Origin of the sequence: Colwellia sp. E2M01 (assembly GCF_018860585.1) — a bacterium.
GTDB lineage: Bacteria > Pseudomonadota > Gammaproteobacteria > Enterobacterales > Alteromonadaceae > Colwellia.
Genome location: NZ_JAHKPR010000016.1, coordinates 26,012 through 52,301, shown reverse-complemented (window position 1 = coordinate 52,301; position 26,290 = coordinate 26,012). Strand labels below are relative to the sequence as shown.

Annotated in this window: 20 protein-coding genes and 1 pseudogene; 18 read left to right on the top strand and 3 right to left on the bottom strand. The window is 36.5% G+C overall.

Features of this window, described 5'->3' with window-relative positions:
• Positions 1-233 precede the first annotated feature (233 nt).
• The 11 genes and pseudogenes from rpoE (at position 234) to KO502_RS02760 (ending at position 10,497) form a co-directional block, all read left to right on the top strand.
• Positions 234-860, top strand: coding sequence for an RNA polymerase sigma factor RpoE (gene rpoE / locus KO502_RS02810; RefSeq protein WP_252730469.1), 627 nt, complete (start codon positions 234-236; stop codon positions 858-860).
• A gap of 71 nt (positions 861-931) precedes the next feature.
• Positions 932-1,678, top strand: coding sequence for an RseA family anti-sigma factor (locus tag KO502_RS02805; RefSeq protein ID WP_216021041.1), 747 nt, complete (start codon positions 932-934; stop codon positions 1,676-1,678).
• 157 nt (positions 1,679-1,835) lie between these two features.
• Complete coding sequence (locus KO502_RS02800) at positions 1,836-2,900, top strand: MucB/RseB C-terminal domain-containing protein (RefSeq protein ID WP_216021040.1); 1,065 nt, start codon at positions 1,836-1,838, stop codon at positions 2,898-2,900.
• Positions 2,893-3,405, top strand: coding sequence for a SoxR reducing system RseC family protein (locus KO502_RS02795; protein ID WP_216021039.1), 513 nt, complete (start codon positions 2,893-2,895; stop codon positions 3,403-3,405). Before KO502_RS02800 ends, KO502_RS02795 begins: the two co-directional genes overlap by 8 nt.
• A 207-nt stretch (positions 3,406-3,612) precedes the next feature.
• Complete coding sequence (gene lepA / locus KO502_RS02790) at positions 3,613-5,403, top strand: translation elongation factor 4 (RefSeq protein WP_216021038.1); 1,791 nt, start codon at positions 3,613-3,615, stop codon at positions 5,401-5,403.
• Between the two features lie 159 nt (positions 5,404-5,562).
• Complete coding sequence (lepB, locus tag KO502_RS02785; protein ID WP_216021037.1) at positions 5,563-6,495, top strand: signal peptidase I; 933 nt, start codon at positions 5,563-5,565, stop codon at positions 6,493-6,495.
• Between the two features lie 135 nt (positions 6,496-6,630).
• Positions 6,631-7,266 (top strand): annotated as a pseudogene (gene rnc / locus KO502_RS02780) (ribonuclease III); the annotation flags it as partial.
• A 219-nt stretch (positions 7,267-7,485) separates the two neighbouring features.
• Positions 7,486-8,403 (top strand): GTPase Era, encoded by a 918-nt coding sequence (gene era / locus KO502_RS02775; protein ID WP_216021036.1) that lies wholly within the window; start codon positions 7,486-7,488, stop codon positions 8,401-8,403.
• Positions 8,404-8,438: 35 nt separating this feature from the next.
• A complete protein-coding gene (gene recO, locus KO502_RS02770; RefSeq protein ID WP_216021035.1) occupies positions 8,439-9,194 on the top strand; it encodes a DNA repair protein RecO in 756 nt (251 codons plus the stop codon).
• Between the two features lie 108 nt (positions 9,195-9,302).
• Positions 9,303-10,034 carry a pyridoxine 5'-phosphate synthase gene (gene pdxJ / locus KO502_RS02765; protein WP_216021034.1) on the top strand — a complete coding sequence of 244 codons (732 nt, stop codon included), beginning with the start codon at positions 9,303-9,305 and terminating at the stop codon, positions 10,032-10,034.
• A 214-nt stretch (positions 10,035-10,248) separates the two neighbouring features.
• On the top strand, positions 10,249-10,497 hold the full coding sequence (locus tag KO502_RS02760) for a hypothetical protein (protein WP_216021033.1): 249 nt from the start codon (positions 10,249-10,251) through the stop codon (positions 10,495-10,497).
• Between the two features lie 287 nt (positions 10,498-10,784).
• On the opposite strand, the gene barA is transcribed toward KO502_RS02760, so the two are convergent.
• Positions 10,785-13,652 (bottom strand): two-component sensor histidine kinase BarA, encoded by a 2,868-nt coding sequence (gene barA / locus KO502_RS02755; RefSeq protein WP_216021032.1) that lies wholly within the window; start codon positions 13,650-13,652, stop codon positions 10,785-10,787.
• Positions 13,653-13,895: 243 nt separating this feature from the next.
• On the opposite strand from barA, the gene rlmD reads away from it, so the two are divergent.
• From rlmD to KO502_RS02730, 5 genes are all read left to right on the top strand, one after another.
• Positions 13,896-15,278: a 23S rRNA (uracil(1939)-C(5))-methyltransferase RlmD gene (rlmD, locus tag KO502_RS02750; RefSeq protein ID WP_216021031.1), complete on the top strand. Its 1,383-nt coding sequence runs from the start codon at positions 13,896-13,898 to the stop codon at positions 15,276-15,278.
• A 154-nt stretch (positions 15,279-15,432) separates the two neighbouring features.
• On the top strand, positions 15,433-17,793 hold the full coding sequence (relA, locus tag KO502_RS02745; RefSeq protein WP_252730468.1) for a GTP diphosphokinase: 2,361 nt from the start codon (positions 15,433-15,435) through the stop codon (positions 17,791-17,793).
• Positions 17,794-17,867: 74 nt separating this feature from the next.
• Positions 17,868-18,680, top strand: coding sequence for a nucleoside triphosphate pyrophosphohydrolase (gene mazG / locus KO502_RS02740; protein ID WP_216021030.1), 813 nt, complete (start codon positions 17,868-17,870; stop codon positions 18,678-18,680).
• A gap of 70 nt (positions 18,681-18,750) precedes the next feature.
• Entirely contained in the window at positions 18,751-19,350 is a 600-nt protein-coding gene (locus KO502_RS02735) for an RNA methyltransferase (RefSeq protein ID WP_216021029.1), read from the top strand.
• Between the two features lie 17 nt (positions 19,351-19,367).
• Positions 19,368-19,721 (top strand): YbaN family protein, encoded by a 354-nt coding sequence (locus tag KO502_RS02730; RefSeq protein ID WP_216021028.1) that lies wholly within the window; start codon positions 19,368-19,370, stop codon positions 19,719-19,721.
• Positions 19,722-19,996: 275 nt separating this feature from the next.
• Here the strand turns inward: KO502_RS02730 and KO502_RS02725 are convergent, their stop codons facing one another.
• Both KO502_RS02725 and KO502_RS02720 read right to left on the bottom strand, forming a co-directional pair.
• Positions 19,997-20,593, bottom strand: a complete 597-nt coding sequence (locus KO502_RS02725; protein WP_216021027.1) for a DUF4202 domain-containing protein — start codon at positions 20,591-20,593, stop codon at positions 19,997-19,999.
• A gap of 147 nt (positions 20,594-20,740) precedes the next feature.
• Positions 20,741-22,090, bottom strand: coding sequence for an NAD(P)/FAD-dependent oxidoreductase (locus tag KO502_RS02720; RefSeq protein ID WP_354668295.1), 1,350 nt, complete (start codon positions 22,088-22,090; stop codon positions 20,741-20,743).
• Between the two features lie 344 nt (positions 22,091-22,434).
• Between KO502_RS02720 and KO502_RS02715 the strand changes: the two genes are divergently transcribed.
• Together KO502_RS02715 and eno are read left to right on the top strand one after the other, a co-directional pair.
• The gene (locus tag KO502_RS02715; RefSeq protein ID WP_216021025.1) at positions 22,435-24,066 is read left to right on the top strand and encodes a CTP synthase; all 1,632 of its coding nucleotides are present in this window, start codon (positions 22,435-22,437) and stop codon (positions 24,064-24,066) included.
• A 224-nt stretch (positions 24,067-24,290) separates the two neighbouring features.
• The gene (gene eno / locus KO502_RS02710; RefSeq protein WP_216021024.1) at positions 24,291-25,589 is read left to right on the top strand and encodes a phosphopyruvate hydratase; all 1,299 of its coding nucleotides are present in this window, start codon (positions 24,291-24,293) and stop codon (positions 25,587-25,589) included.
• Positions 25,590-26,290 lie beyond the last annotated feature (701 nt).

Here is a 26,290-nt window from a genome sequence, read left to right as displayed (position 1 = left end):
ACTTAATCAACTTGGTATAAATGCAAGGTAAGGGTTAAGTTATAACTGTCTAATAAGTTAAGTTAAACTGCGAATTATATTCTGGATACTAGCAACAATTGTGTTTGATAACCCACATAAGTAAAATGCTTTTAAGTATTGAAATAAATTTTTTCAAAAAAAAATAAAATAAAAAGAACTTTTTGGAAAAACCTTAGTCTTACTTTATGTGTTAGTTATGAGCCAATAAATATATGAGTACAAATCCATTGTCAGTGTTAAAAGATATGGCTCAACAGAGCGAACCTAATATTGATCAACAATTAGTTGAGCGGGTTCAGCGTGGCGATAAAAGTGCATTTAATCTCTTAGTGACTAAATATCAGCACAAGGTGGCTAATTTAGTCAGTCGTTATGTTAAAAATAACAGTGATGTGCCTGATATTGTTCAAGAGGCCTTTATTAAAGCTTACAGAGCATTACCTAATTTTAGAGGTGATAGTGCTTTTTATACTTGGTTGTATCGTATTGCCGTAAATTGTGCGAAAAACCATAGTGTAGCTCTTGGTAGAAAGCCACCAAGTAATGATATTGACGTTGATGATGCAGAAAATTACGACGCAGGTGACGCTTTACGTGAAAATGCATCACCTGAAAAGATATTGCTTACAGCTGAAATTAAAAAACTTATCTTCAGTACGATGGAGTCATTACCTGAAGATCTCAGATTAGCAATAAATTTTCGAGAAATCGAAGGTTTAAGCTATGAAGAAATAGCAACAATAATGGAATGTCCTGTTGGCACTGTTCGTTCACGTATATTTAGAGCGCGTGATACGATCGATAAGAAAATTAGACCTTTGTTAGAAAAAAATAACTAAGTTAACAGCAATTTAATTGCATAGCTAAGTCATGTGTAAAGTAAAATTTAACCAGTTTTTTTAAGGTAAGTATGAGCGAAATTAAATCAGAGTCAATCTCATCATTAGTCGATAATTACTCTCCGTCTACAGACGATAGTATTAGTCCCCGTTTAATTGATAGCATGCTAAAGGATGATGAATTAGCAAGTACTTGGAAAAATTATCATTTAATTGGTGATGTTCTTCGTGATGAAGCGCCAGAGGCTTTACAGTTAGACTTAAGCCAAAGTATTGCTGAGGCCATTGCCCAAGAAGCGACTATACTTTCCCCTAAGCTATCTGCTAATGCAGTATCAACAAAAGAATCAAGTTCGCTTGTTGAAAATGATGATTCACTTAATGCCGAGCTTGAAATAAGCAAAGCTAATAATGTACAAGATGCCGTACAAAAAACTAATCAAAATACTAATAATGTTGTTAATGCGACTAACCGCTTTAAAGCTAAAATAGCTAATTTTGCTAAACCTATCGGTCAGGTTGCTATTGCCGCTTCAGCTGCCGCATTAATGATTGTTGGTGTGCAGCATAACGTTTCTGATAACTCGATAACGCCAAATCAAGTAGTACAAACCGTACCTTTAGCAGGGTATGCTAATCCGGTTAGTTTTTCTGTGCAATCGCCTCAGGTAGAGCAATATTTACAGAATCAACAACAATCGCAACAGTCACAACAAGCTAAAAATGAGCAAAATGTGGCAGAAAGGGTTGCGCAACAGCGTCGCTTACAATCATTATTAAAAGATCATAATCAGCAAGTTAAATTAGGTGCTAATTAAAACGTAATGACGTGTATTACATGATTTAAACTAAAATCATGTAATACATAGGAAATACCCACGTAATATAAAATAGCGTGATTGGCTGAATTAGTTGATAATATCACTCTGCAAAGAATTGAAATAATTAACCTTCAGTCATTATTTACGAGAAATCATGAAATTACCGGTACTTTTTTTATTAGTGTTATGCGTTAATTTATCAGTTAGTGCAGCAGAAACAGAGTCTGCAAAACTTTGGCTCGAACGCTTCTCTCAATCCCTACGTCAATTGAACTTTTCAGCATCTTTTGTTGTTGTTAAAAATAATCAAGCAGAGCCTTATCATTGGTTTCACGGTATTGATGAAGCAGGACAAGAGCTCGAAATATTAACTCGTCTAAATGGCTCTCGTCATGATGTATTACGCCAAGGTGAACTTGTTAGTTATCTTGAGCCTGATCAAGAGCCTTACTCTGTTATTTCTGATGATACTCGAGGTCCTATTCCAAGTGTTTTTCGTGGTGATATCAGTGAGTTAGAAGAAAGTTATCGTTTTATTTCTGTCGGTAGAAGTCGCATATTAGGTAGGGTTGCACAACTTATTCGTATCGTTGCCAAAGATAAGTACCGTTACAGTTATTGGTTATGGCTTGATCAAAATACCGGCATATTATTGAAGATGGCAGTGTTAACGCGCCAAGGAAAACTATTAGAGCAAGTGCAACTTACTCATCTTGAAGTCAACGACAAGTTATCTGATAACTTAATACAACTTAAATCAACCGAATTACCTAAAGCAATCACCTTAACCAATCAGCAGCAAAATAAACAGCTTACTTGGCAAGTTGATTGGTTACCTCGAGGCTTTTCTATGGTGAAATCTAATCAACACTATTTAAATAGTTATAATCGTGGCGCAGATAGAACGGTAGACTTTATATTGTTCTCTGATGGTTTAGTTGATATTTCTGTTTATGTTAACCTTAGTAACGAAAAATTTAGGGCAGCAGAATATGCGAATGATGGTGCAACCTTAGTTTTTAATGCTATTTCCCAAGGGATTGAGGTTGGCGTGGTTGGCGAAATTCCTTTAGATACTGCTCAAAAAATTGCTGAATCAATTGCTCCAGCATCAGCTTTATCAAGAGTAAGTGCTAACCAAGCCCCAGATGATAAAACATTAAAAAATGAAGGTTTATCAAGTCGAAAATCACCAACAAATGAGCTGAAAAATGATTAAAGAGCTGACTAATGTTGTTGCTATTGAAGCTGATTACATTACGGTTACTAGCCAAGTAAAATCAACCTGTAGTAGTTGCGCTCAGGTTGATACCTGCGGCAGCGGCCAAGTTGCCAAAGCTTTACCGCAAGGAAAGCTTACTTTAAGTTTACCTTACAGCGGCGATATTAAACATGCTTCAGGTAAAACCTTGAAATTAGGTGATTGTGTAGTTTTAGCTTTACCAGAACAAGATATTCTTACGAGTGCTGGGCAGGTTTACTTATTCCCATTACTTGGCTTATTTAGTTGTTCAGCATTAGGGCAGTGGTTGTTAAGTCAGCAAGTATTAAATCATGAATTATTTGCGTTAGGGCTTGGTATTGCTGGTGCATATTTGGGGTATCGTGTTGCAAAGTACCAACAACAATACGGTACGCAAAGTGCAAAGTTACAACCTAAAATTATTGAAATAATACCATCAGAAAATAACACTGAAATCTCTATTACCTCTCATTCTAAATAAACGGTAAACAACTAGTATCATTTTCCACGTAACCAAGGGATAAATGTAAAGGAATCTTGAGCTTGGCTGTAATTAAACCGAGTTTAGGTTAATTAGCTGCAATAGTTAGAAACAAAAGATATCTGAACAAAAGATAGCCCCAAGGCAGTAAATTCGTTAAAATCACGGCATTGTATTATTTTAACGCTGCTTATTTGACTGCCCTTTATGAAAAACATTAGAAACTTCTCAATTATCGCCCATATCGATCATGGTAAATCCACACTTTCTGACCGTCTTATCCAGCACTGTGGTGGTTTGCAAGAGCGCGAAATGTCAGCGCAAGTACTTGATTCAATGGATATTGAACGAGAACGTGGTATCACCATTAAAGCGCAAAGTGTTACTTTAGATTATAAAGCTAAAGATGGTGAAACTTACCAATTAAACTTTATCGATACTCCAGGCCATGTTGATTTTTCTTATGAAGTATCGCGTTCTTTAGCTTCATGTGAAGGTGCACTACTGGTTGTTGACGCTGGTCAAGGAGTTGAAGCGCAAACAGTTGCTAACTGTTACACCGCAATTGAAATGGATTTAGAAGTACTTCCGATTCTAAATAAAATTGATTTACCACAAGCGGATCCTGATCGTGTGTGTGAAGAAATCGAACATATTATAGGTATTGACGCCACAGAAGCGGTAACCTGTTCAGCTAAAACAGGGCTTGGCATTGAAGACGTTTTAGAGACTATTGTTAAAAATATTCCACCACCGGTCGGTAATATAGACGAGCCATTACAAGCGTTAATTGTTGACTCGTGGTTTGATAATTATCAAGGTGTTGTTTCACTCGTTCGTATTATGAACGGAGAAGTTAAAAAAGGCGACAGAATGTTGGTGATGTCTACAGGACAAGTTCACCAAATTGATAAAGTCGGTATTTTTACGCCAAAACAAACGGATACTGGTGTATTAAAAGCGGGTGAAGTTGGCTTTATTATTGCCGGTATTAAAGAAATTCATGGTGCGCCAGTGGGCGATACTATTACTATTAGCAAAAAAGAAACAGCCAATGCCTTACCAGGCTTTAAAAAAGCTCAGCCACAAGTATATGCAGGTATTTTCCCTATTAGCTCTGATGATTATGAAAACTTCAGAGATGCCTTAAACAAATTAAGCTTAAATGACGCATCATTATTTTTTGAACCAGAAAACTCTTCCGCATTAGGTTTTGGTTTCCGTATTGGTTTCCTTGGTATGCTACACATGGAAATTATTCAAGAGCGTTTATCTCGTGAATACGATCTTGATTTAATCACCACAGCACCAACGGTAAACTATGAAATAGAAACAACCAATGGTGAGGTTGTTTTTATTGATAACCCAGCAGACCTTCCTGCAATCAATAATATTTACGAAATACGTGAACCAATTGTGCAAGCTAATATCTTAGTGCCGCAAGAGTATTTAGGTAATGTTATTACTTTATGTATTGAAAAACGTGGTGTGCAAAAAGACATTATTTACCACGGTAACCAAGTTGCGGTAACCTATGAATTACCAATGGCTGAAGTGGTTATGGACTTCTTCGATAAACTTAAATCAACAAGTCGTGGTTATGCATCACTCGACTATAATTTTGTACGTTTTGAAGCTGCTGACATGGTACGAGTAGACGTAATGATTAACGGCGATCGCGTTGATGCATTAGCAATGATCACGCATAGAACAAACTCTGTTGCGCGTGGACGCTTACTAGTAGATAAATTAAGAGAGCTAATTCATCGTCAAATGTTCGATATCGCTATTCAAGCAGCTATTGGCAATAACGTTATTGCGCGTACAACCGTTAAACAATTACGTAAAAACGTTACCGCTAAGTGTTACGGTGGTGATATTAGCCGTAAGAAAAAGTTACTACAAAAGCAAAAAGACGGTAAAAAACGTATGAAGCAAGTAGGTAATGTAGAAGTACCTCAAGAAGCATTTTTAGCCGTTTTAAAACTTGATGGCTAATTTCTATCATCGTTAAATTAATTAACGTTTTTCTCTTAATGTATTATCGCTGATATCACACAGCTAAAGATGTTAAATGATAAAGCGTTAACTGGATTGTATTTACTTAACAAAGTTTACGATTGTAGCATTTAAAAAATAACAAAATTTAGGATTAATATGGCAGTTTATTTTTCGATTATCTTAGTGGTAATCACAGTACTTACAGGGATAGTTTGGTTTGCTAATAAATTTTATTTAGCGCCGCAGCGTCAATTAAAAGTCAAAGAAGCGCAAGCTACAGCAAAAGAATTACATGCTGCCGAATTAACACCAGAAGCATTAGCGACTTTAAATGAACCGTCTCCACTAGTTGATACTGCAGTGCAAATATTTCCTGTTATTGCCTTTGTTTTAATTTTACGTTCTTTTTTATATGAACCCTTTCAAATTCCGTCAGGCTCAATGATGCCAACGTTACTTGATGGTGACTTTATTCTTGTGAATAAATTTAACTATGGTTTAAAAGATCCGGTAGCAAGAGTTAAGTTTATTGAAAACGGCTTGCCTGAGCGTGGCGATGTGGCGGTATTTAAATACCCAGAAGATCCAAGAATTGATTATATAAAACGTGTTATTGGTTTACCTGGCGACCGTATTATTTATCGTAATAAATCTCTCTATATTAAGGCTGCATGCCAAGAAACAGATGTAAAATGTCCTGATTTTGTACAAGTACCGCAAAAATTATTAGGTAATTATGAAGGACCGGATTCTAAGTCTGGTATGAAAGAATTTCAATCTGATATGCTGAACAAAAGCCATCATGTTTTAAATGATATTCATAGTCCAACCCGCACAGCAATGTATTTTCAGCAAGCGGGCACCGCGGCTGATGAGTTTTTAGTACCTGCAAATCATTATTTTGTCATGGGTGATAATCGCGATAACTCTTTAGATGGACGTTTTTGGGGGTTTGTTCCAGAAGAGAATCTTGTTGGTGAGGCGGTTGCTATATGGATGAGTTTTGATTTTGAACGTGGCGATGATAGCTTTTTACCAAACTGGGTACCAACCGCTATTCGTTTCTCACGTATCGGAGCTATTAATTAAAATGGCTAGTTTTTTTAAACTTTTTTTAAACACCTATGATTTTAATATTCAGATAGTAAGTATCCATAGTTGTCAGAGGAATAGTGAGCACTCGTGAAAATAAATCCACATAATCTTGCTAGATTAACCAAGAAAATGGGTTATGAATTTAATGATCCAACACTTTTGGTGCAAGCACTTACTCATCGTAGCGCTAAAGGCCAGCATAACGAAAGGCTGGAGTTTTTAGGGGATTCAATTCTAGGGTTTGTTATTGCCGAAGCACTTTTTGATAAGTTTCCAAAGCATGATGAAGGTGATTTAACTCGTATGCGATCTAGTTTAGTTAAGGGGGTTACTTTAGCTAAAGTTGCTCGAGATTTTGAGTTAGGTGAATGTTTAATATTAGGCCCAGGTGAGTTAAAAAGTGGCGGTCATCGTCGTGAATCCATTTTAGAAGATGCGATAGAAGCTATTATTGGTGCGGTCTATTTAGATTCTTCTATAGAACGTTGTAAAACGCTAATCTTAAGTTGGTTTGAAAAACGTTTAACCGCTATTAAACCGGGTAACGAACAAAAAGATCCAAAAACACGTTTACAAGAATATCTACAAGGTAGAAAAATAGAACTACCAAGTTATGAAGTGATTGACACAACAGGTCAGTCGCATAACCAAGAGTTTACTGTTCGTTGTCAAACATCGGTTATTAAAGATGTGGTTATTGCTAAGGGAACAAGTCGTCGTAAGGCTGAGCAAGAAGCGGCAATGCAGATCCTTGCCTTAATTGAGCAAGCTAAAGACAGTAAGGTAAAAATAACTAAGCCAGCTAAAAATGTTACTTTATCTAAGTCTAAGTCTGTTAATACGTCTAAAGTAACTAATAGTGGCAAAAAAAATAAAATTTCAAGGCCTGTAAAAGCAAAAGCCGGAGCTGCTCAAAAGACTAGCAATAAAAGCACTCCTACTAGAAGTAACACAAAAAAATAAACCAGCACGAGACATTATATTATGCAAATCGATACCTCAGATACCTATGCTGGCTTAATTGCTATTGTTGGTCGCCCAAACGTTGGTAAATCAACATTATTAAATGCCATGTTAGGGCAAAAAATTAGTATTACCTCGAAAAAACCACAAACTACTCGTCATCGTATTTTAGGTATTTTAACCGAAGAAAATAGACAAGCTATTTTAGTTGATACTCCAGGCTTACACACCGAAGAAAAACGTGCCATTAACCGGTTAATGAATCGCGCGGCAAGTAGTTCAATTGCTGAAGTAGAGTTAATTGTATTTTTAGTTGAGGGGACAAACTGGACTCAAGATGATGAGCTAGTCTTAACCAAAGTTAAACAAAGTGGTATGCCATGTATTTTAGTGGTGAACAAAACCGATAATATTGCTGATAAGGACGAGTTATTGCCGCATTTACAAAAGTTAGGCGAAATGCATGACTTTAGAGACATTGTTCCTATCTGTGCAACCAAAGGACATGGCGTAGATACCATTAGCAAATTATGCTTATCTTCATTGCCTGAAAGTGATTTTTGGTTTCCTGAAGATCACATAACTGATCGTTCTAGTCGTTTTATGGCTTCAGAAGTGATCCGTGAAAAACTAATTCGCTTTACTGGTGATGAATTACCTTACTCCATTACTGTTGAAATAGAGCAGTTTAAAATGGATGAAAAAGGCATTATTCATATTAATGCTTTAGTTTTAGTTGAACGAGAAAGTCAAAAACGTATGGTTATTGGTAATCGTGGTGAGCGTTTGAAAACTATTGGGCAAGAAGCAAGACGTGACATGGAAAACTTATTTGACAGTAAAGTGTTTCTTGAAACTTGGGTAAAAGTTAAATCAGGTTGGGCTGATGATGAGCGCGCATTACGCAGCTTAGGTTACGGTGATGATTACTCTGGTTAGGCATATACTTAATCAACAGTATCGAGTAAGAAAACATGGTTGAGCAAAATGCTTTTGTTTTACACCGTAGACCTTATCGTGAAAATCAATTATTAGTTGACTTGTTAACCGAACACGACGGTAAAGTCACCGCATTGGTTTATGTGGGGCAGTCTAAACGTTCGATTAAAAAAGGCTTAATTCAGCCTTTTTTACCGCTTAAAGTCATCATGAAAGGTGAGGGGGTTTTTAAGCAAATAACGCAAGTAGATAGCACAGCTAAATCTTTTTCATTAATTAAGCACAGCCTCTTTAGTGCTTTTTATATCAATGAATTAATGATCCGCTTACTGACAGAACACATTGCTTGCACAGATTTATTTTTACAGTATCAAAAAACATTAACAGCTTTATCGCAAGGCTCGGCTATAGCGCCACAATTACGCTATTTCGAACTCTCATTATTAGAAGAGTTAGGCTTGTCTTTTGATTTTTCCCCAGTGTTTGAATACGATGCACATTATTTTCATTATATACCTGAACAAGGGTTTGTTCCTGTGTACAGTGCTTTACCCAAAAATAGTGAACAATGCTTTTCAGCGTCGCATCTGCAAGCTATTGCTCAACAAGAGACGCTGTATCAAAAACCAGAAAATACGAATCAAGTAAATGATAAAGAGCCTAGCGAAGCAAGCAATGCTGAAACTGACGCAATAAATTTTACCTTTAAGCTACTTATGCGCCATGTTATTAACCAGTTGTTAGGTAATAAACCATTAAATAGCCGGAAATTATTTTCCAAAAAGTCATAATTATAGTAATAGTTACAAATTATTTAACCTTGTTATAACACGACTTAAATGAACAAAAGCTACGAATAGCCCAATTATTATTAAAGACAAAAACTAGAGAATGAGAATATGACTGAATTATTATTAGGTGTAAATGTTGATCATATTGCGACCCTAAGACAAGCACGAGGTACAACATACCCAGATCCTGTACATGCAGCATGCGTAGCAGAACACGCAGGCGCAGATGGAATTACGGTACATTTACGTGAAGACAGACGTCATATTCAAGACCGAGATATATATGTTTTAAAACAAACATTACAAACACGTATGAATTTTGAAATGGCTGTCACCGATGAAATGGTGACTATTGCCTGTGAAGTAAAGCCTGAGTTTTGCTGCTTAGTACCAGAAAAACGTGAAGAGCTTACCACTGAAGGTGGTTTAGATGTTGTTGGGCAATTTGATAAAGTGGCTCAAGCAACAGCTAAGCTTGCGGATGCAGGTATTGCTGTTAGTTTATTTATTGATGCCGACAAAGCGCAAATTGACGCAGCATTTGCAAGTAAAGCCCCTTATATCGAAATACACACAGGTCACTACGCAGACTTAACGTGTGAAGAAGCAAAGCAAGTAGAGCTAGAACGTCTAACGGTAGGTATTAAATACGCTCACAGTTTAGGGTTAAAAGTGAATGCGGGGCATGGTTTAAATTATTTTAATGTTAAACCAATTGCGGCAATTAAAGAAATCATCGAATTAAATATTGGTCATGCTATCATTGCGCGTGCTGTTATTGATGGTTTAGATACCGCTGTTCGTGATATGAAAAAGTTAATGTTAGAGGCAAGATCTTAAGTTAGGTTTTTGATTAAGGTATTAATAAATAAAAGCTATTTTTTAGTTGGTGTAATTTTTCTGGATTGTCGATGGAAAATGTTCAGGAGTATCATCATAAGTTAAAAAATATCATCGACTAAAAAAACAGCATTTACTTTATTTTTGTTTCTATTATGGTCTACACTTATTTTAAGCAGTGTAGAACGGACTCAACATAAACGAGTGGGGTTAAATGATGCAAGCACAAATGAAACCAATGTTAGAGCGTCGTAAAGAAACTCCTGAACAATCCGCATGGTGGAATAAGTTATCATTATCGCAAAAATTCTCTGCAAGTAGCTTAGGTAAATTCGGCTATGAATTAACCTTTGTACGAAAAGAGGGAAATGAGCGATTAGCAGTACTTCAATGTAGTGGAGGTGTTGCTGTTATTACTGAAGATGGAGAAATTAATACGTCACCGGATATCGTACTTCGTTAATGCACTTATAAATTTCAACTAAATTTCAATTAAATTCTAATTAAAAAGCAACATACTCTGTTGCTTTTTTATGTGTTAAGCATCTGCCTAATAATACCAAGTCCGTTAAATTACTGATCACCTGTACTAGTTAAAATACCTAAATCCTAGGTTCCTTTCAATCGCAATAACCCGTTATTACTCAATCAAGCCTTGTCTTTAAATATTTTTACTTCGTACAGCTAGACCAGAAAATTATCGGAATTGGTATAACTAGTAGAAGCGCTGTTAAATCGAGATCAGGTTATCTACTTTATATTATCATTTATTTCTTTTAATGCCGCAGGAGCAGCAAGTAATACTTGTTCTATGTGTTCAAAAAATTCAAAAAACTCTGGTTCAAGTTCATCAAGACTTAACCCTACCTTTAATTGTGTTTCTAATTGGTTAGTTATTTTTGCTAGGTTAGGTGTGCCTGTATAACAACAAGCACCATTTAATTTATGGATAAGGCGTTTAATAAGTGCTATATCATGGGTTTTGATAGCATCATGTATGCCTTGCTCTGTTTCAGGTAAACTCTCAACTAAACCAAGAAACATTTCTTTGGCTAGATCTTCTTTATTAGCACTGCGCTTCAATGCTAAAGCCCAATTAAAAACCATAGATGAATGATTAGCTTCAACGTCAGCTTTATCATTATTTACTATTATTTCTGTCGTAGAATTATTTAAATGATTAAAATCACAGTACTCATAAATGATATGGCGTAGCATTGTTTCATCAATGGGCTTAGTCATATAAGCATTAAAGCCTTGTTGCTGCATTTTTTCTTTTTCACCACTTAATGCATGTGCGGTTACGGCAATTATAGGCGTGTTCATGTTAAGCGGTATTTGCTTTATTTCTTTTAAAGCACTTATACCGTCGAGTATTGGCATTTGAATATCCATAAAAATTAACGCAAAAGTTTCACTTTTACAGCGCTCAACAGCAGCCATACCATTGTCGACGGTAATAACTTCTTCAACTTGCTCTAATAGCAAGGCATTAATTAATTTTAGGTTAGCTTCATTATCATCAACCGCTAACACCTTAATAGGCAGCCTGTTTCCTATAGGAGATCTTAATGTGAGCTTTTGTGGTTCATCTATGATTGATGATTGAAAGATTCGGTTTAAACTGTTTGAGGTCAGAGGTTTACTCAAACAGCTATTAGCACCACTGGCTATAAGTGCGTCTTGTAAACATGGAGAGTTACTGTTTAAAGCTATATGGATATTATTCGATAGTGGTTTTAATTGTGCGATGGTTCTTTTTAATTCACTTAAGGCGGTAACCGTTTGATTATCGCCTATTAGAACATAATCAAAAGCTTGTTGATTTTGCTTACTTTGCGTTAACACCTGAGACAGTTGATGTTTGTTAATAACACTAGTTACTTGCATCTGCCAGTGGTTAAAAATATTTTTAATTGCTTCTCTAGCGTGCGCATTTTCTTCGTAATACAGTACTGTTTTATTGGCTAAGTGTTTATTGCTAAACTCCCATATTAAAGGCGTTGCATTAACATCACATTGAAAAGTGAACCAGAAACTTGAGCCTTGGTTTTTCTCGCTACTAAATCCTATATCGCCGCGCATTTCTTGAGCAAGACGTTGACATATAACTAAACCTAACCCTGTGCCGCCGTATAAACGCGTAATACTTTGATCTGCTTGAGTGAATGCATCAAAAATACTTTTTTGCTGCTCAACGGTCATTCCAATACCGGTATCTTCAACGGTTACTTTCAGTTTTATACTCTTTTGATTAATCTCTTCACTCGCTATATCAATAGAAACAGAGCCCTGCGGAGTGAATTTAATTGCATTACTGGTTAAGTTAGTAATTATTTGTTTAATTCTCATGGTATCACCGATCAGGGAATCGGGGATTTCTTCTGGTAAGTTTATAGATAGTTCAATATTCTTTTTATGTGCTGAAGGCGCCAATAACTTTAAGGTCTCTTCAATCGATTCTCTAAATGAAAAAGGAATATTTTCGATAACCATCTTACCGGCATCGAGTTTAGAGAAGTCGAGGATATCGTTAATAATCGTTAATAAGTTATTGGCGGAACGATCTATTGTTTGCAAATAATCACGTTGATTTTCAGTCAGCGGGGTTTTAAGTACTTGTCGAGTAAAGCCAATAACGCCATTAAGCGGAGTACGTAATTCATGGCTCATGTTGGCTAAAAATTCAGATTTCACTCTGTTGGCGTCTTGTGCCTTACGTTTAGCTAAACTTAACTCTACGTTTTGTATTTCAAATTGTTCGAGACTTTCTCGTAAATCGATCGTTGCTTGATCAATACTGGCATTCATTTCATTTTGGTAGCCATCAAGAGATTGAGCCATGGCATTTATACCATTTTTTAAAAAATTCAACTCACCAATAAGTTGACCACTTACTCGGCTTTCTAACTTGCCTTCTCTAATACGCTCAATAGCTTGCACCATAGAGTTAATAGGTTTAGTCACTTTGGTTATAAGTCTTAATGCAAAAATACCGCTAAGTAAGGTACCGAGTAAAGCAAAAGCAAAAGCAATCAAATATTGGCTTTGTTGTTTAAAGCTAAGCTGGTTTTTGTCTACCTGCATGGCGATATAACCAATGGTTACAGGTTTTTCATTATTAATTAGCTCATCAAATTGTAAGTGTTCAGTATCGGCAAGGTAAGATGAGTCGTTAGCTGTTACCTGTTTAGCATGGTAATGCTCAACTATAATAGGTGTTCTAAAAATAATATAATCGTCGGAGTTTTCAGTAGTCGTATAATTAGGCTGAATGTTGCCTGCTTTTAATTGCATTAAGTCAATATCGCCATGATAAGCGCTAGTAACAAAGATCTGATTATCTTTAGTGAAAACAGCAATACTTTTCACTATGTTTGATTGATTACGGTGCGTAAAGTTAATCAGTTGACGTAATTTATCTCGATTGTGGTGTATTAGCGGGTCTTTACTAGCGATGGCGATAGGCTCAATAATACTTTTTGCGCGCTGCTCAAGAAAATCATTTAGCTCAACAGAGCGACTATATGAAAAATAACTCGCTAAACTAAACCCAATAAGGGTAGTTGGGACAATAGTGAGTATGATAACCCAGTCTTTTAGGCTGATCTTTTGCATGTTTTTGTTGAACTTTTATGATGAATTTAGGGTAAAATACAGGCTTTAGTTATTCGTTAATTATTCACAATATATTTGATTATTACTTAAAGCGTTAATTAATGCATTCAATAACCATTTTATTAATATTCAAACTTAACATAAATACGCTCATATACATTGATAAATTTACCATTTTTCTATCTATGAGAGAGCTAAATATACACTAAATAACGTAAATTCATTGTAAGTTTTAAGGCAGAAATGGCAAATTTTTTTAAAGCAGTCGCTAAACCTAAAGTATCAAATGCGCCCCTAACTGCTCGTATTGAAAAGCTCGATATCAATGGCGTAGGTATTGCGCGTTTAAATAAAAAACCATTATTTATCTTTGGTGCCTTACCTGGTGAAGTGGTAACGGCAAAAATTATCGAACAAAAAAGTAAATATGCACGCGCTAAAGTCATCACTATTAACCAGAAAAGTGATTATCGAGTTACTCCTGAGTGTCAGCATTTTGGCCTTTGTGGTGGTTGTGATTTACAAATGTTAGCTCTTTCAGAGCAACTTGTGTTTAAACAACAAAAAATCACTGAGCTGTTCTCTCGGAGCTTTAGTGCTAACAATTTAGCGGCAAAAATAGAACAAGCCGATTTACCTTGGCAAGTGCCTATTAAAAGTGAGCCATGGCATTATCGTCGTAAAGCACGTATTGGTGTACAGTTTGATAAAAATGGTCAAGCAATAATAGGTTTTAGACAAAAATCAACTAATCAGTTAGCTGCTATTAAATCCTGCCCTGTGTTAGTTGAACCGTTAAATACTATTTTCCCAATATTGAAAAAGTTATTAGCTCAATTGACAGTTAAAGCGGCAATTGGCCATATTGAAGTCATTCAAGCTGATGTTAATCAACTAGCTAATGAGCAATTTGCTAGTAAAGTTGTGTTAGTAGTTAGACAACTAAAAGCGATGAATAAGCCCGATAATCAGCTTTGGCAGCAGTTTGCTAAACAATATGCTTGGCATGTAATTATTGATGACGGTAATAAACAAACACCTATAGAAAATGCAGAGTCGAAACTGTCTTATTCATTATCTGATGGTAATAAAATTTATTTTGCTAGCAGTGATTTTATTCAAATTAATCATCAAGTAAATAATGCCATGATAAATCAAGCGTTAAACTGGTTAAGTGTGGATGAAACCGATAAGGTATTAGATCTTTTTTGTGGGTTAGGTAACTTTAGTTTAGCGTTAGCGAAAAACGCTAAACTTGTTGTGGGTGTTGAAGGCGTACAGGTGATGGTAGATAAAGCTACTCATAATGCGCAAGTAAATGGCTTAACACATTGCCAATTTCATCAAGCAGATTTAAACGGCGATTGGCTCGCTACTGCATGGGCAACTGAACAAGCTTTTGATAAAGTATTACTCGATCCTGCAAGAGCTGGCGCTGAACAAGCAGTAAAACAAATAGCTAAGTTAAAAATACCTACTGTTTTATATGTGAGTTGTGATCCTGCTACTTTAGCAAGAGATAGCGCAATATTGGTTGCCCAAGGTTACAAAATTAAAAAAATATCACTGATGGATATGTTTTCACAAACAAAGCATGTTGAGACTATGGTATTGTTTACACTCTAATATTTAAACACCCAGTGTTGTATTATTGGTATTATATACATTATGCCAATCTCACAAACTAAGTGATCATTTATACGAGCTAAAACCACTAACTATATCGTTATTTATTTAATAATTAGAACAACTAGTTATGTAAATAAATGCCTTGTATTTAATGATTTTATCTCCGTCTAAAATAGATCACTTAATTAATGAAACTGGTATTATCAAATTTTCTAAGGATAAAGGCCATCCCATGGTTTCTGTGCGTAAATCACATAAAATAACAGTACATAGCTTTGAACAATGGCTAAGTAACTTGGCATTAACCGAGGCTAAAGGCAAAGCATTATCTGCAGCATGGCTGCAAGTATCAGACTATTATCAAAGTGAAGGTAGTCAAAAAGAAAGTAGCCAAAAAGAAAATAATCATCAAGAAAATAACGCTAAAGAAAGCAACAATACAGATGAGTCTCCATTACTACTTAAAAAAAGCATGGAAATGGTGGAAATATTAAGTGCCTTAAATCTTGATGCAGACTCACTCGTTGCGGCTTTTATCTCACCGCTACTTGAACATAAACTGATTAAAATAATATTTGTTAAAGAAAATTTTTCTAAAGACATACTTTTACTTTGTAAAGGTGTTGAGCAAATGGCGGCTATTAAAGCATTGCGCCAAGAAGGTAATCAATCTAACGATCAAGAACCGCAAAATATCGATAATGTGCGTCGTATGTTACTTGCAATGGTTGATGATGTGCGAGCTGTGGTTATTAAACTTGCTGAGCGTTTATGCGATTTACGCGAAAAGAAAAAAAGCGATGAAGAAACACGCGTTTTAGCCGCTAAAGAAAGCGCTAATATATATGCACCACTTGCCAACCGCTTAGGTATAGGTCAATTAAAGTGGGAATTAGAAGATATTTCATTTCGTTATTTACACCCGCAAGTTTACAAAAAAATAGCTCAACTGTTAGACGAAACACGCCTTGAACGTGAAGATTATATGCGTAACTTTGTTGGTCACTTAGGTAGCGAGCTAAAAGCGTTAGGTATTAATGGCGAAGTTTATGGTCGTCCTAAGCACATTTATAGTATTTGGAAAAAAATGCAGCAAAAATCTCTTGATTTTGAAGAGCTTTTTGATGTGCGAGCGGTACGTGTTGTCGTCGAAAGAGTACAAGATTGTTACTCTGCTTTAGGTGTTGTGCACACTCAATGGCAACATATTGCTAAAGAATTTTCAGACTATGTAGCAACCCCAAAATCTAATGGTTATCAATCAATTCATACCGTTGTTTTAGGCCCTAATGGTAAATCGGTAGAAGTACAAATTAGAACTAAGCAAATGGATGATGATGCCGAGCTTGGTGTCGCGGCACATTGGCGCTACAAAGAAGGTAATGCCCAAGGTAAAAGTAATAGCTTTGACGATAAAATAGGCTGGTTACGGAAAATATTACAATGGCAAGATGATGTTGCTGAAAGCGGTGAAATTCTTGATGAATTACGCAGCCAAGTATTTGAAGACCGCATTTATGTATTCACCCCTGGTGGTGACGTAATTGATTTACCTATGGGCTCAACACCATTAGACTTTGCTTACTATATTCACTCTAATGTTGGTCATTGTTGTATTGGCGCTAAAGTGTTTGGCAAAATTGTCCCATTTACGCACAAGTTACATACTGGTGACCAAGTAGAAATACTCACCAGTAAAAAGCCAAACCCAAGCCGAGATTGGTTAAACCCTAATTTGAGTTATATTTACTCTTCTCGCGCTCGCGCCAAAGTACAACACTTTTTTAAATTGCTTGATCGAGATAAATATATTGCTCAAGGTAAAGAGTTTTTTGAAAACGAAATAGCTAAATACGACATTGAACATCTTGATCTATTAGCTGCCGCTAAGCACTTTAATATGAAAACGGTTGATGATCTTTATGCGGGTATTGGCACCAATAATATAAGACTGCAACATGTTGTAACTTACTTTACTCAATTAGACAGTAAGTTTAAACCTGAGCCAGAAATAGACCCGCAAAGCTTAGTTAAACAAAGCTCTGCTCATAAAAACACAACACAAGATGATAATGGCATTACCGTATCTGGGGTGGGCAACTTACTTACCCATATGGCTAAATGTTGTCAACCTGTACCTGGTGATAGTATTACTGGCTTTATCACCCAAGGTCGTGGAATTTCAGTACACAGACAAGACTGCGAACAATTAACTAATTTACTGAGCATGCAGCCTGAGCGCTTAGTGGAAGTGCAATGGGGCAATAACAAGCAAAGTTATGAAGCCTCAGCACAAATTATTTGTAGCGACAGACAAGGGTTATTACGTGATATTTCTACTATCATATCTAACGAAAGAGTCAGTATTGTTGGTATGGAAAGTAATACCGATCATGTAAAACAAACTGTTATTATGAATGTGAAATTAGAAGTAGAAAGCAGTGAGTTATTAAAACGTGTTTTAGATAAACTAAGCCAGCTAGATGATGTGATGAAAGTTAGACGTTTGTAAGCTAGCTTTCAACTCATACTTTAATTACACGTGAAGTACCTTTTAAAAGCATTAATAAATAAGAATTAATTACCATGTTAAATGAACAAGCATCTGTAGAAAAATTGCGTTGGATCATGGCGCAATTGCGTGATCCTGGAACAGGTTGTCCGTGGGATCTAAAACAAGATTTCACTACTATCACTAGTCACACCATTGAAGAAGCTTATGAAGTCGTTGATGCTATTGAGCAAGGCGACTTTGCTGAACTTGAAAAAGAGCTAGGTGACTTATTATTTCAAGTGATTTTTTACAGTCAATTAGGGCAAGAACAAAAGCTGTTTGACTTTGACAGTGTTATTGCTGCTATTTGTGAAAAGCTTATTCGTCGTCATCCACATGTTTTTGGTGATGCGAGTTTAATAACAGACGCTGAAATAAAAGCTAATTGGGAAAATGAAAAAGCTCAAGAAAGGAAGCAAAGAACCAATATTGAAAATTTAAGTATTTTAGCGGATATTCCGAAAAACTTGCCGGCGTTATCACAAGCCGCCAAAATTCAAAAACGTTGTTCTCATGTCGGTTTTGACTGGGACAATAAGCATGATGTATTTGCAAAAATTGAAGAAGAAGTACAAGAAGTTAAAGACGAATTAGATGCGGATACACTTAATAAAAAAGCACTAGGTGAAGAGCTTGGTGATTTAATGTTTGCCGTGGTTAACTTATGCCGTCACGCCAAAGAAGATCCTGAAAAGCTGCTTCGACAAGCGAACCAAAAATTCACTAAACGTTTTCATGGTGTGGAAGCACAAGTCAATGAGTCAGGTAAAAGCTTTACCGAACATGATCTAAGCGAGTTAGAAAACTATTGGCAGCAAGTTAAAATTCAAGAAAAACAAAGCTAACAAGCGAAACTATAGTTAAATTGTATAAAAGTAATCTTAGGAAAATAAGGCGTAAAACGCTGCAACCGTTATGAACACATTAAAACCAGTTGAATCAGAAAAATTAGCAAACGTAACCATAGCGTTAACTAATCCTAAAACGCCAACCAATGTTGGCGCTGTTATGCGTGCAGTAGGATGTTACCAAGCCGATCAAATTATTTATAATGGTAATCGCTTCGCTAAAGCGGCTCAATATCACAAGAATATTTTACAAACTGACACTTTTAATATGTCAGCCAAAATTCCGTTAGTGCAAGTAGACAGTTTTCTAAACCTTAAAGAATCGTTAGACAACCTTCCGCCATCCACTAAAATTATTTGTGTTGATTTAGTTGAAGGTGCAACACCGTTACCGCACTTTATTCATCCAGATGAAGCTGTTTATATATTCGGCCCAGAAGATAGCTCAATAAAGCAAGATGTTATTGATATTGCTGATGACGTTGTGTACGTGCCAACCATAGGTTGTATGAATTTAGCGGCAACAGTTAATGTATTGCTTTACGATAGACTTGCTAAAAAGGTGATCGCACAAGAAAACTCAACTAGTGCGGATAACGATCTGATTCGTAAAAGTAGAGACACTAACAACACCTCAATATTTAACAAGTGGAAACAAGAGATTTAAAAAGGGTAGGAGCTTAGATGTTATTACTCAAAATAATAGGATTATTTTTTGTTGGCTTAGCGCTGCTAGGTGCGGTACTACCTATTTTACCTACGGTTCCTTTTTTACTTGTCGCGGCAGCCTGTTTTGCTAAATCATCCCCTGAATTACAGCAAAAGTTGTTAGCGAATAAAACCTTTGGCCCACTGATTAAAGACTGGCAAGAAACACGCAGTATTTCGCTTAAATCAAAACGTATTGCGCTATTAACTATGGTGTTATCTGTGTGTTGGTCAGCTTACTTATTGAAAAATGCTCTGCTAACAATATTAGTTATTGTGTTAATTGCAGGGCCTTTTATTTTTGTTGCTCGCTTACCGTTAAGTAAATAGCCGTTAAATAACCGCTAAGCAAATAACTTGGTTACAAAGCGCGAACAAGTTCCCGCCTACGTAGTAGTGTGAACATAGAATGCCTGTCTAATAAGTTGTATCCTTCAAGTTAAATTCCGTTTATAAGAGTGAACAACTTTAAGTACGAACAAGTTCCCATCTAGGGTAAGAGGTTTTTTTGTAGGCGGGAACTTGTTCGCGCTATCCCTTTATAAAAAGAGGTCTTCATTGGTGCTATTAATCGTGCAATTAATTAGGTTAACTTTTAACTGTCTTTACGCCAGAGCTTTACCCACTAATGCCGCTAAATGATCAGGTAGGGTTAAACTTAAAGCTATTTCATGGCCACGTTCTGACATTTTTCCCCAAGTTAATTGTACAATTCTGATAATTTTTGCTTCGTTATCTTGCTCAGTATACTGCGCGGCAAAGTCATTAAAGTAATGCATTAAAAATACTAAACAAGCAACATCTTCTAGTGTTTGTGTATCAGGGTTTGATTTTAAGTTTTCTTTTCGTAAAATCGACGCACACTTTTCCGATTCTTCAGTACTATAACCTTGCTCAAGCATAATACTTGCAGTTAATTCAGCATGAAATTTACCTTGGGCAATGCGCCATTGGTAATAACCGGCTTTACCTTCTGCAAATTCACTACGTTTTAACTGCCAACGTTTAATGTGTTGGGCGCGAACGGCGATTTGTAATAACTCGTTTGCGTCAGGCCAATATTGCGTTAAGCAATCAGTCATTTGTTGACCATACACTAATTCTTTTGGTTGGTTCTCACCGTTTACGTTAATGGTATTAGGATCTTGGTTGTTGATGTTGTCAATAGCCGCTAAGGTATTGTTTAATTTTTCTAAAGTCATGTTATTCAACCTCTGTATTCGGGTAATAAGTATTAAAAATCAATTGAAAAGTAGTTAAAAATTATGTTTGACCCGATGCTAATAACACAGCAACCAGCCTTTTTATTAGTGAGCAGTTTTAGTAAAAGGTTATTACAAGCGTTCAGTTTAATGTAACTTTAAACGAGGTCGAATAACCTTATTAATATGGCCAGATATTGTAATTAAAATCATTTTGAAAAAGCCAAAAAGAGCTAATTGATGCATGCGATACAAACTGACATACATTACTCGCGCAAGTCTCCCCTCTATCATCATAGAGCCTTTTGTTAAGCCACCCATTAAACTGCCTACAGTTGAGTAATGACTTAAGCTAACAAGAGAACCGTAATCTTTATATTTGAAAGACTTTAGTGGCTCACTCTCTGGTGAGTGGCTTAATATGATAGAAGTTAAATTTTTATAAGCTAAACTTGCCATTTGGTGGGCTGCTTGTGCCGTTGGTGGTACCATGCGTTGACGGCCATCTGCTGGAGTAACACCATTAGGATCTAATGGTAAGCTAGCGCAATCGCCAATAGCAAAAACATGATCATCGGTTAAGGTTTGTAGTGTTGGTTTGACTAATAATTGGTTGACTCTATTGGTTTCTAAACCGCCAATATTTTGCATGAAGTCGGGAGCTTTAACCCCTGCAGCCCATACCATCATGTCACTGGCTATTAATACGCCATCATCTTTAACAAAGCCATCAGCTTGCCCTTTAACCACACGAGTATTTGTCATTACTTGCACACCAAGCGCTGATAACTCAAAACTGGCATTAGCGCTAATTCTGTCAGGAAGCGCAGGTAAAATTCTAGGACCAGCTTCAATCAAATTAACTTTTAAATGTGAGTCAGTTAAACGACTTAATCCATAAACCTTTAATACTTCTACGGCATGAAATAGCTCAGCACTTAACTCTACACCTGTTGCTCCAGCACCGACTATAGAAATAGTAAGAGATGCATCAGGCTCTGTTTTTAAGGTTTCATCAAGTGTTAATAGTGACTCTAATAATTCTTTGTGAAAACGCATTGCTTGTGAGGGTTTATCTAAGAAAATACAATTTTCACTGATCCCTTCAACGTTAAAGTCATTAGTAATACTGCCTAAGGCAAAAACAACGTAATCATATTGCACGTAGCGAGTTTTAAGTACCACCTCTTTATCACTGTTGATAAGTGGCGCTAGTTCTATTTTTTGTTCATCACGATTAATATTAATGACTTTACCTAGTTGAAAATCAAAACCACAGTTATGTGCTTGGGCACGATAACTTACCGCATCTACACCTGAATCAAGCGCGCCTGTAGCTACTTCGTGTAATAAAGGTTTCCATAAATGGGTATCATTTTGATCAATTAAGGTTACCTGAACTTGATCGCGTAAATTTTTAGCATTTGTTTTTTTACCTAATTTACTGGCTAACTCAAGACCGCCTGCACCACCACCAATAACAACAATACGCATAATTTACTCCGATAAATTTACATAACAGGGATAATAACATAAATTGATGCATAGATGCCGTATCTATATCGTACATCAAAGCATCAGCCAATTTATTAGTGTATTAATAAGCAAATTATTCTTTGTTGTTCACGGCTATTTTAAGTATAATACTTTCCCGTCTTGCTTAATTGGCTAAACTCCTTTAACCAATTAATAAATAACTACAAAACTACTCTTAATTATTGCTTTTAGTTCTTACACTTGGCTGTAATAAACACAAAGTAAATTAATATGTTTTTTTGTAAAGGTTATATTTATTAGCTACTTAAGCGCAAAATTCTGTTTTTTCTGACATCGGTGTAAACATGACAACTAGATATATTTTTGTAACAGGCGGTGTAGTATCGTCTCTTGGTAAAGGAATTGCCGCAGCATCCTTGGCAGCAATTCTTGAAGCGCGTGGTTTAAAAGTAACCATGCTTAAACTGGATCCATATATTAACGTTGATCCTGGCACCATGAGTCCAATACAACATGGTGAAGTTTTTGTTACCGAAGACGGCGCAGAAACTGATTTAGACTTAGGTCATTATGAGCGTTTTATTCGCACCAAAATGACCAAACGCAATAACTTTACTTCAGGTCGAATTTACCAAGACATTTTAGCGCGTGAGCGTAAAGGTGAATTTTTAGGTGCGACAATTCAAGTTATTCCACATATCACTAACGATATTAAACGCCGTGTAGTTGAAGGCGCGGAAGGTTACGATATTGCTATGGTTGAAATTGGCGGTACGGTAGGTGATATGGAATCACAACCTTTCTTAGAAGCTATTCGTCAATTAGCGCTAGAGGTTGGACGCGATCGTGCTATGTTTATGCACCTTACTTTAGTGCCATATTTAGCTGCAGCGGGTGAAATAAAAACTAAACCAACACAGCACTCAGTGAAAGATTTACGCTCTATTGGTATTTTACCTGACATTTTAATTTGCCGTTCAGACCGTGCTATTCCTAATTCAGAGCGCGCTAAAATTGCTTTATTCACTAACGTGGAAGAAAAAGCGGTTGTGTCAATGCGTGATGTTGACAGTATTTACAAAATTCCAGCCATGTTAAAAGCACAAGGTACTGACGAAATTGTTGCTAAACGTTTTGGTTTAGACCTACCTGAAGCGGATTTATCTGAATGGGAAGAAGTGCTTTATCATGAAGCTAACCCTAAGGGTGAAATCACTGTGGGTATGGTTGGTAAATACATCGAATTACCAGACGCATACAAATCAGTAAACGAAGCTTTAAAACACGCGGGCTTGAAAAAACAAGTGACCGTTAATATAAAGTACATAGACTCGCAAGATGTTGAAGTTAAAGGTGTAGGCATATTAGCCGAGCTTGACGCAATATTAGTACCTGGCGGCTTTGGTGAGCGTGGTGTTGAAGGTAAAATTTTAACAGCGCAATATGCACGTGAAAATAAAGTACCTTACTTAGGTATTTGTTTAGGTATGCAAGTAGCATTAATTGAATTTGCACGTAATGTTGCAGGCTTAGCCGGCGCGCACAGTACAGAGTTTAATAGCGAAACAGAATACCCAGTTGTTGGCTTAATCAACGAATGGTTAGATGAAGAAGGTCAAGTTGAATACCGTAGTGAAGAGTCAGACTTAGGCGGCACTATGCGTTTAGGCTCACAATTATGTCACTTGATTAAAGGCACTAAAGCTTGTGATATATATGGTAGTGAAACGATTTATGAAAGACATCGTCATCGCTATGAAGTAAATAACAAGTACCGTGAACAATTGAGCCAAGCAGGATTGACTTTCTCAGGTTTATCAACTGATAAGAGTTTAGTTGAAGTAATTGAAATTGCTGACCACCCGTGGTTTGTTGCGGGCCAATTCCACCCTGAGTTTAATTCTACTCCGCGTGATGGCCATTTGTTATTTGAAAGTTTTGTGGCAACCAGTTTTGCCTTACAGCAAAGTAAGTAAAGTAAACTATAAAAATGGAGTGATTACTTCATTTTTATGTTTTTATATATAAAAGCACGTTAATCACTGAATTGTTAAATGTGTATTTTAACGTTTATTTAAGTAAAAAAAAGCTATTTAATCCACTAGTTTTAAGTCGCTTAAAGGTAGTGGAATTAGCAAAGTAGAAAATTAACCTTATAGCTCAGCACGTCGCTTGAGCGTCATAAATAATAGGAATAGTAATGTCAAATATTAGTAAGATTATTGCACGTGAAATCATGGACTCTCGTGGTAACCCAACTGTTGAAGCTGAAGTTCATCTTGTAGACGGCTCTGTTGGCTTAGCTGCTGCTCCATCAGGCGCATCTACAGGTTCACGTGAAGCTTTAGAATTACGTGACGGTGACAAAGCTCGTTATTTAGGTAAAGGTGTTCTTAAAGCGGTTGAAGCTGTAAATGGTCCAATCGCAGCGGCTTTAGCTGGTAAAGATGCATTAGCACAAGCTGAACTTGATCAAATCATGATCGACTTAGATGGCACAGAAAACAAAGCTAAGTTCGGTGCAAACGCTATTTTAGCTGTATCTCTTGCTGCTGCAAAAGCGGCGGCTGCTTCTAAGAAAGTTGCTTTATACGAGCACATTGCTGACTTAAACGGTACTTCTGGTGTTTACTCAATGCCTCTTCCAATGATGAACATCATCAACGGTGGTGAGCATGCTGATAACTCTGTAGATATCCAAGAATTCATGATCCAACCTGTTGGCGCTCCTAACTTCCGTGAAGGTTTACGTATGGGTGCTGAAGTATTCCATAGCCTTGCTAAAGTACTTAAAGCTGACGGTCACTCAACAGCAGTTGGTGATGAAGGTGGTTTTGCTCCAAACCTTGAGTCTAACGAAGCGGCTCTTGCTGCAATCGAAAAAGCTGTTGCTAACGCAGGTTATGAATTAGGTAAAGATATCACCTTAGCTATGGATTGTGCTGCATCTGAGTTCTACGACAAAGAAGCAAACATCTACGATCTTAAAGGTGAAGGCAAAAAATTCACTTCAGAAGAATTTAACTTCTTCTTACAAGACCTTACTAACAAGTACCCAATCGTTTCTATCGAAGATGGTCTTGACGAGTCTGACTGGGACGGTTTTGCACACCAAACTAAACTAATGGGTGATAAAATCCAATTAGTTGGTGACGATTTATTCGTAACAAATACTAAGATCCTTAAGCGTGGTATCGACAACGGTATTGCTAACTCAATCTTAATCAAGTTTAACCAGATCGGTTCTTTAACTGAAACGTTAGCAGCTATCAAAATGGCTAAAGACGCTGGTTTCACAGTTGTTATCTCTCACCGTTCAGGCGAAACTGAAGATGCAACTATTGCTGATTTAGCGGTTGGTACAGCTGCTGGCCAAATCAAAACTGGTTCATTAAGCCGTTCTGATCGTGTTGCTAAGTACAACCAACTTCTACGTATTGAAGAAGCTTTAGGTTCAAAAGCACCATACAATGGCTTATCAGAAGTTAAAGGCCAATAAGATTATAAATTTTTCTTAATAACAGAATAGCTTCGTTGCTTGTACTCATTGACATTCGTCAACTCCGTGCAAGCGCCTTGCTCTTCAAGTAATTAAGCTTCAATTTAAAACCTTATTCTGTAAAAAACATTTATTTTGATTTTACAGACATAAAAAAACGCGACTGAAGTCGCGTTTTTTTATATTTATACTTTGGTTAAATATTACTAATTGAGCAAAAAAAACCGTGTTGCTTGTACTCACCAATTTGTCTGGAACAAATTGGCATAGCTGGAAGCTAACCCTTAGGGTGGAGGACAGGATGTCCGGAATCTTGACTAACGTCAACTCCGTGCAAGTGCCTTGTTCTTTCACTCATTAGCTTCAGTCTTAATCATTACTCTGCAATTTTGATTATTTAAATTGTAGATATAAAAACGCGACTGATGTCGCGTTTTTTTATGGGAGAGTTTTGCTAAGTGAGCAGAGTCACTGCGTTGCTTGTACTCACCAATTTGTCTGGAATAAATTGGCATAGCTGGAAGCTAACCCGTAGGGTGGAGGACATGATGTCCGGAATCTTGACTAGCGTCAACTCCGTGCAAGCGCCTCGCTATTCAAAGAATAAGCTTTAATTTTAATCATTATTTTGTAAATATCATTTTCGTATTTACAGACAAAAAACGCGACTTTTTAGTCGCGTTTTTTTATGCCTGTTATTT

What these genes read in the sequence shown, in the direction of transcription:
- rpoE (WP_252730469.1), top strand. Translation starts at nt 234, where the DNA reads ATGAGTACAAATCCATTGTCAGTGTTAAAAGATATGGCTCAACAGAGC.
- KO502_RS02805 (WP_216021041.1), top strand. Translation starts at nt 932, where the DNA reads ATGAGCGAAATTAAATCAGAGTCAATCTCATCATTAGTCGATAATTAC.
- KO502_RS02800 (WP_216021040.1), top strand. Translation starts at nt 1,836, where the DNA reads ATGAAATTACCGGTACTTTTTTTATTAGTGTTATGCGTTAATTTATCA.
- KO502_RS02795 (WP_216021039.1), top strand. Translation starts at nt 2,893, where the DNA reads ATGATTAAAGAGCTGACTAATGTTGTTGCTATTGAAGCTGATTACATT.
- lepA (WP_216021038.1), top strand. Translation starts at nt 3,613, where the DNA reads ATGAAAAACATTAGAAACTTCTCAATTATCGCCCATATCGATCATGGT.
- lepB (WP_216021037.1), top strand. Translation starts at nt 5,563, where the DNA reads ATGGCAGTTTATTTTTCGATTATCTTAGTGGTAATCACAGTACTTACA.
- era (WP_216021036.1), top strand. Translation starts at nt 7,486, where the DNA reads ATGCAAATCGATACCTCAGATACCTATGCTGGCTTAATTGCTATTGTT.
- recO (WP_216021035.1), top strand. Translation starts at nt 8,439, where the DNA reads ATGGTTGAGCAAAATGCTTTTGTTTTACACCGTAGACCTTATCGTGAA.
- pdxJ (WP_216021034.1), top strand. Translation starts at nt 9,303, where the DNA reads ATGACTGAATTATTATTAGGTGTAAATGTTGATCATATTGCGACCCTA.
- KO502_RS02760 (WP_216021033.1), top strand. Translation starts at nt 10,249, where the DNA reads ATGATGCAAGCACAAATGAAACCAATGTTAGAGCGTCGTAAAGAAACT.
- barA (WP_216021032.1), bottom strand. Translation starts at nt 13,652, where the DNA reads ATGCAAAAGATCAGCCTAAAAGACTGGGTTATCATACTCACTATTGTC.
- rlmD (WP_216021031.1), top strand. Translation starts at nt 13,896, where the DNA reads ATGGCAAATTTTTTTAAAGCAGTCGCTAAACCTAAAGTATCAAATGCG.
- relA (WP_252730468.1), top strand. Translation starts at nt 15,433, where the DNA reads ATGATTTTATCTCCGTCTAAAATAGATCACTTAATTAATGAAACTGGT.
- mazG (WP_216021030.1), top strand. Translation starts at nt 17,868, where the DNA reads ATGTTAAATGAACAAGCATCTGTAGAAAAATTGCGTTGGATCATGGCG.
- KO502_RS02735 (WP_216021029.1), top strand. Translation starts at nt 18,751, where the DNA reads ATGAACACATTAAAACCAGTTGAATCAGAAAAATTAGCAAACGTAACC.
- KO502_RS02730 (WP_216021028.1), top strand. Translation starts at nt 19,368, where the DNA reads ATGTTATTACTCAAAATAATAGGATTATTTTTTGTTGGCTTAGCGCTG.
- KO502_RS02725 (WP_216021027.1), bottom strand. Translation starts at nt 20,593, where the DNA reads ATGACTTTAGAAAAATTAAACAATACCTTAGCGGCTATTGACAACATC.
- KO502_RS02715 (WP_216021025.1), top strand. Translation starts at nt 22,435, where the DNA reads ATGACAACTAGATATATTTTTGTAACAGGCGGTGTAGTATCGTCTCTT.
- eno (WP_216021024.1), top strand. Translation starts at nt 24,291, where the DNA reads ATGTCAAATATTAGTAAGATTATTGCACGTGAAATCATGGACTCTCGT.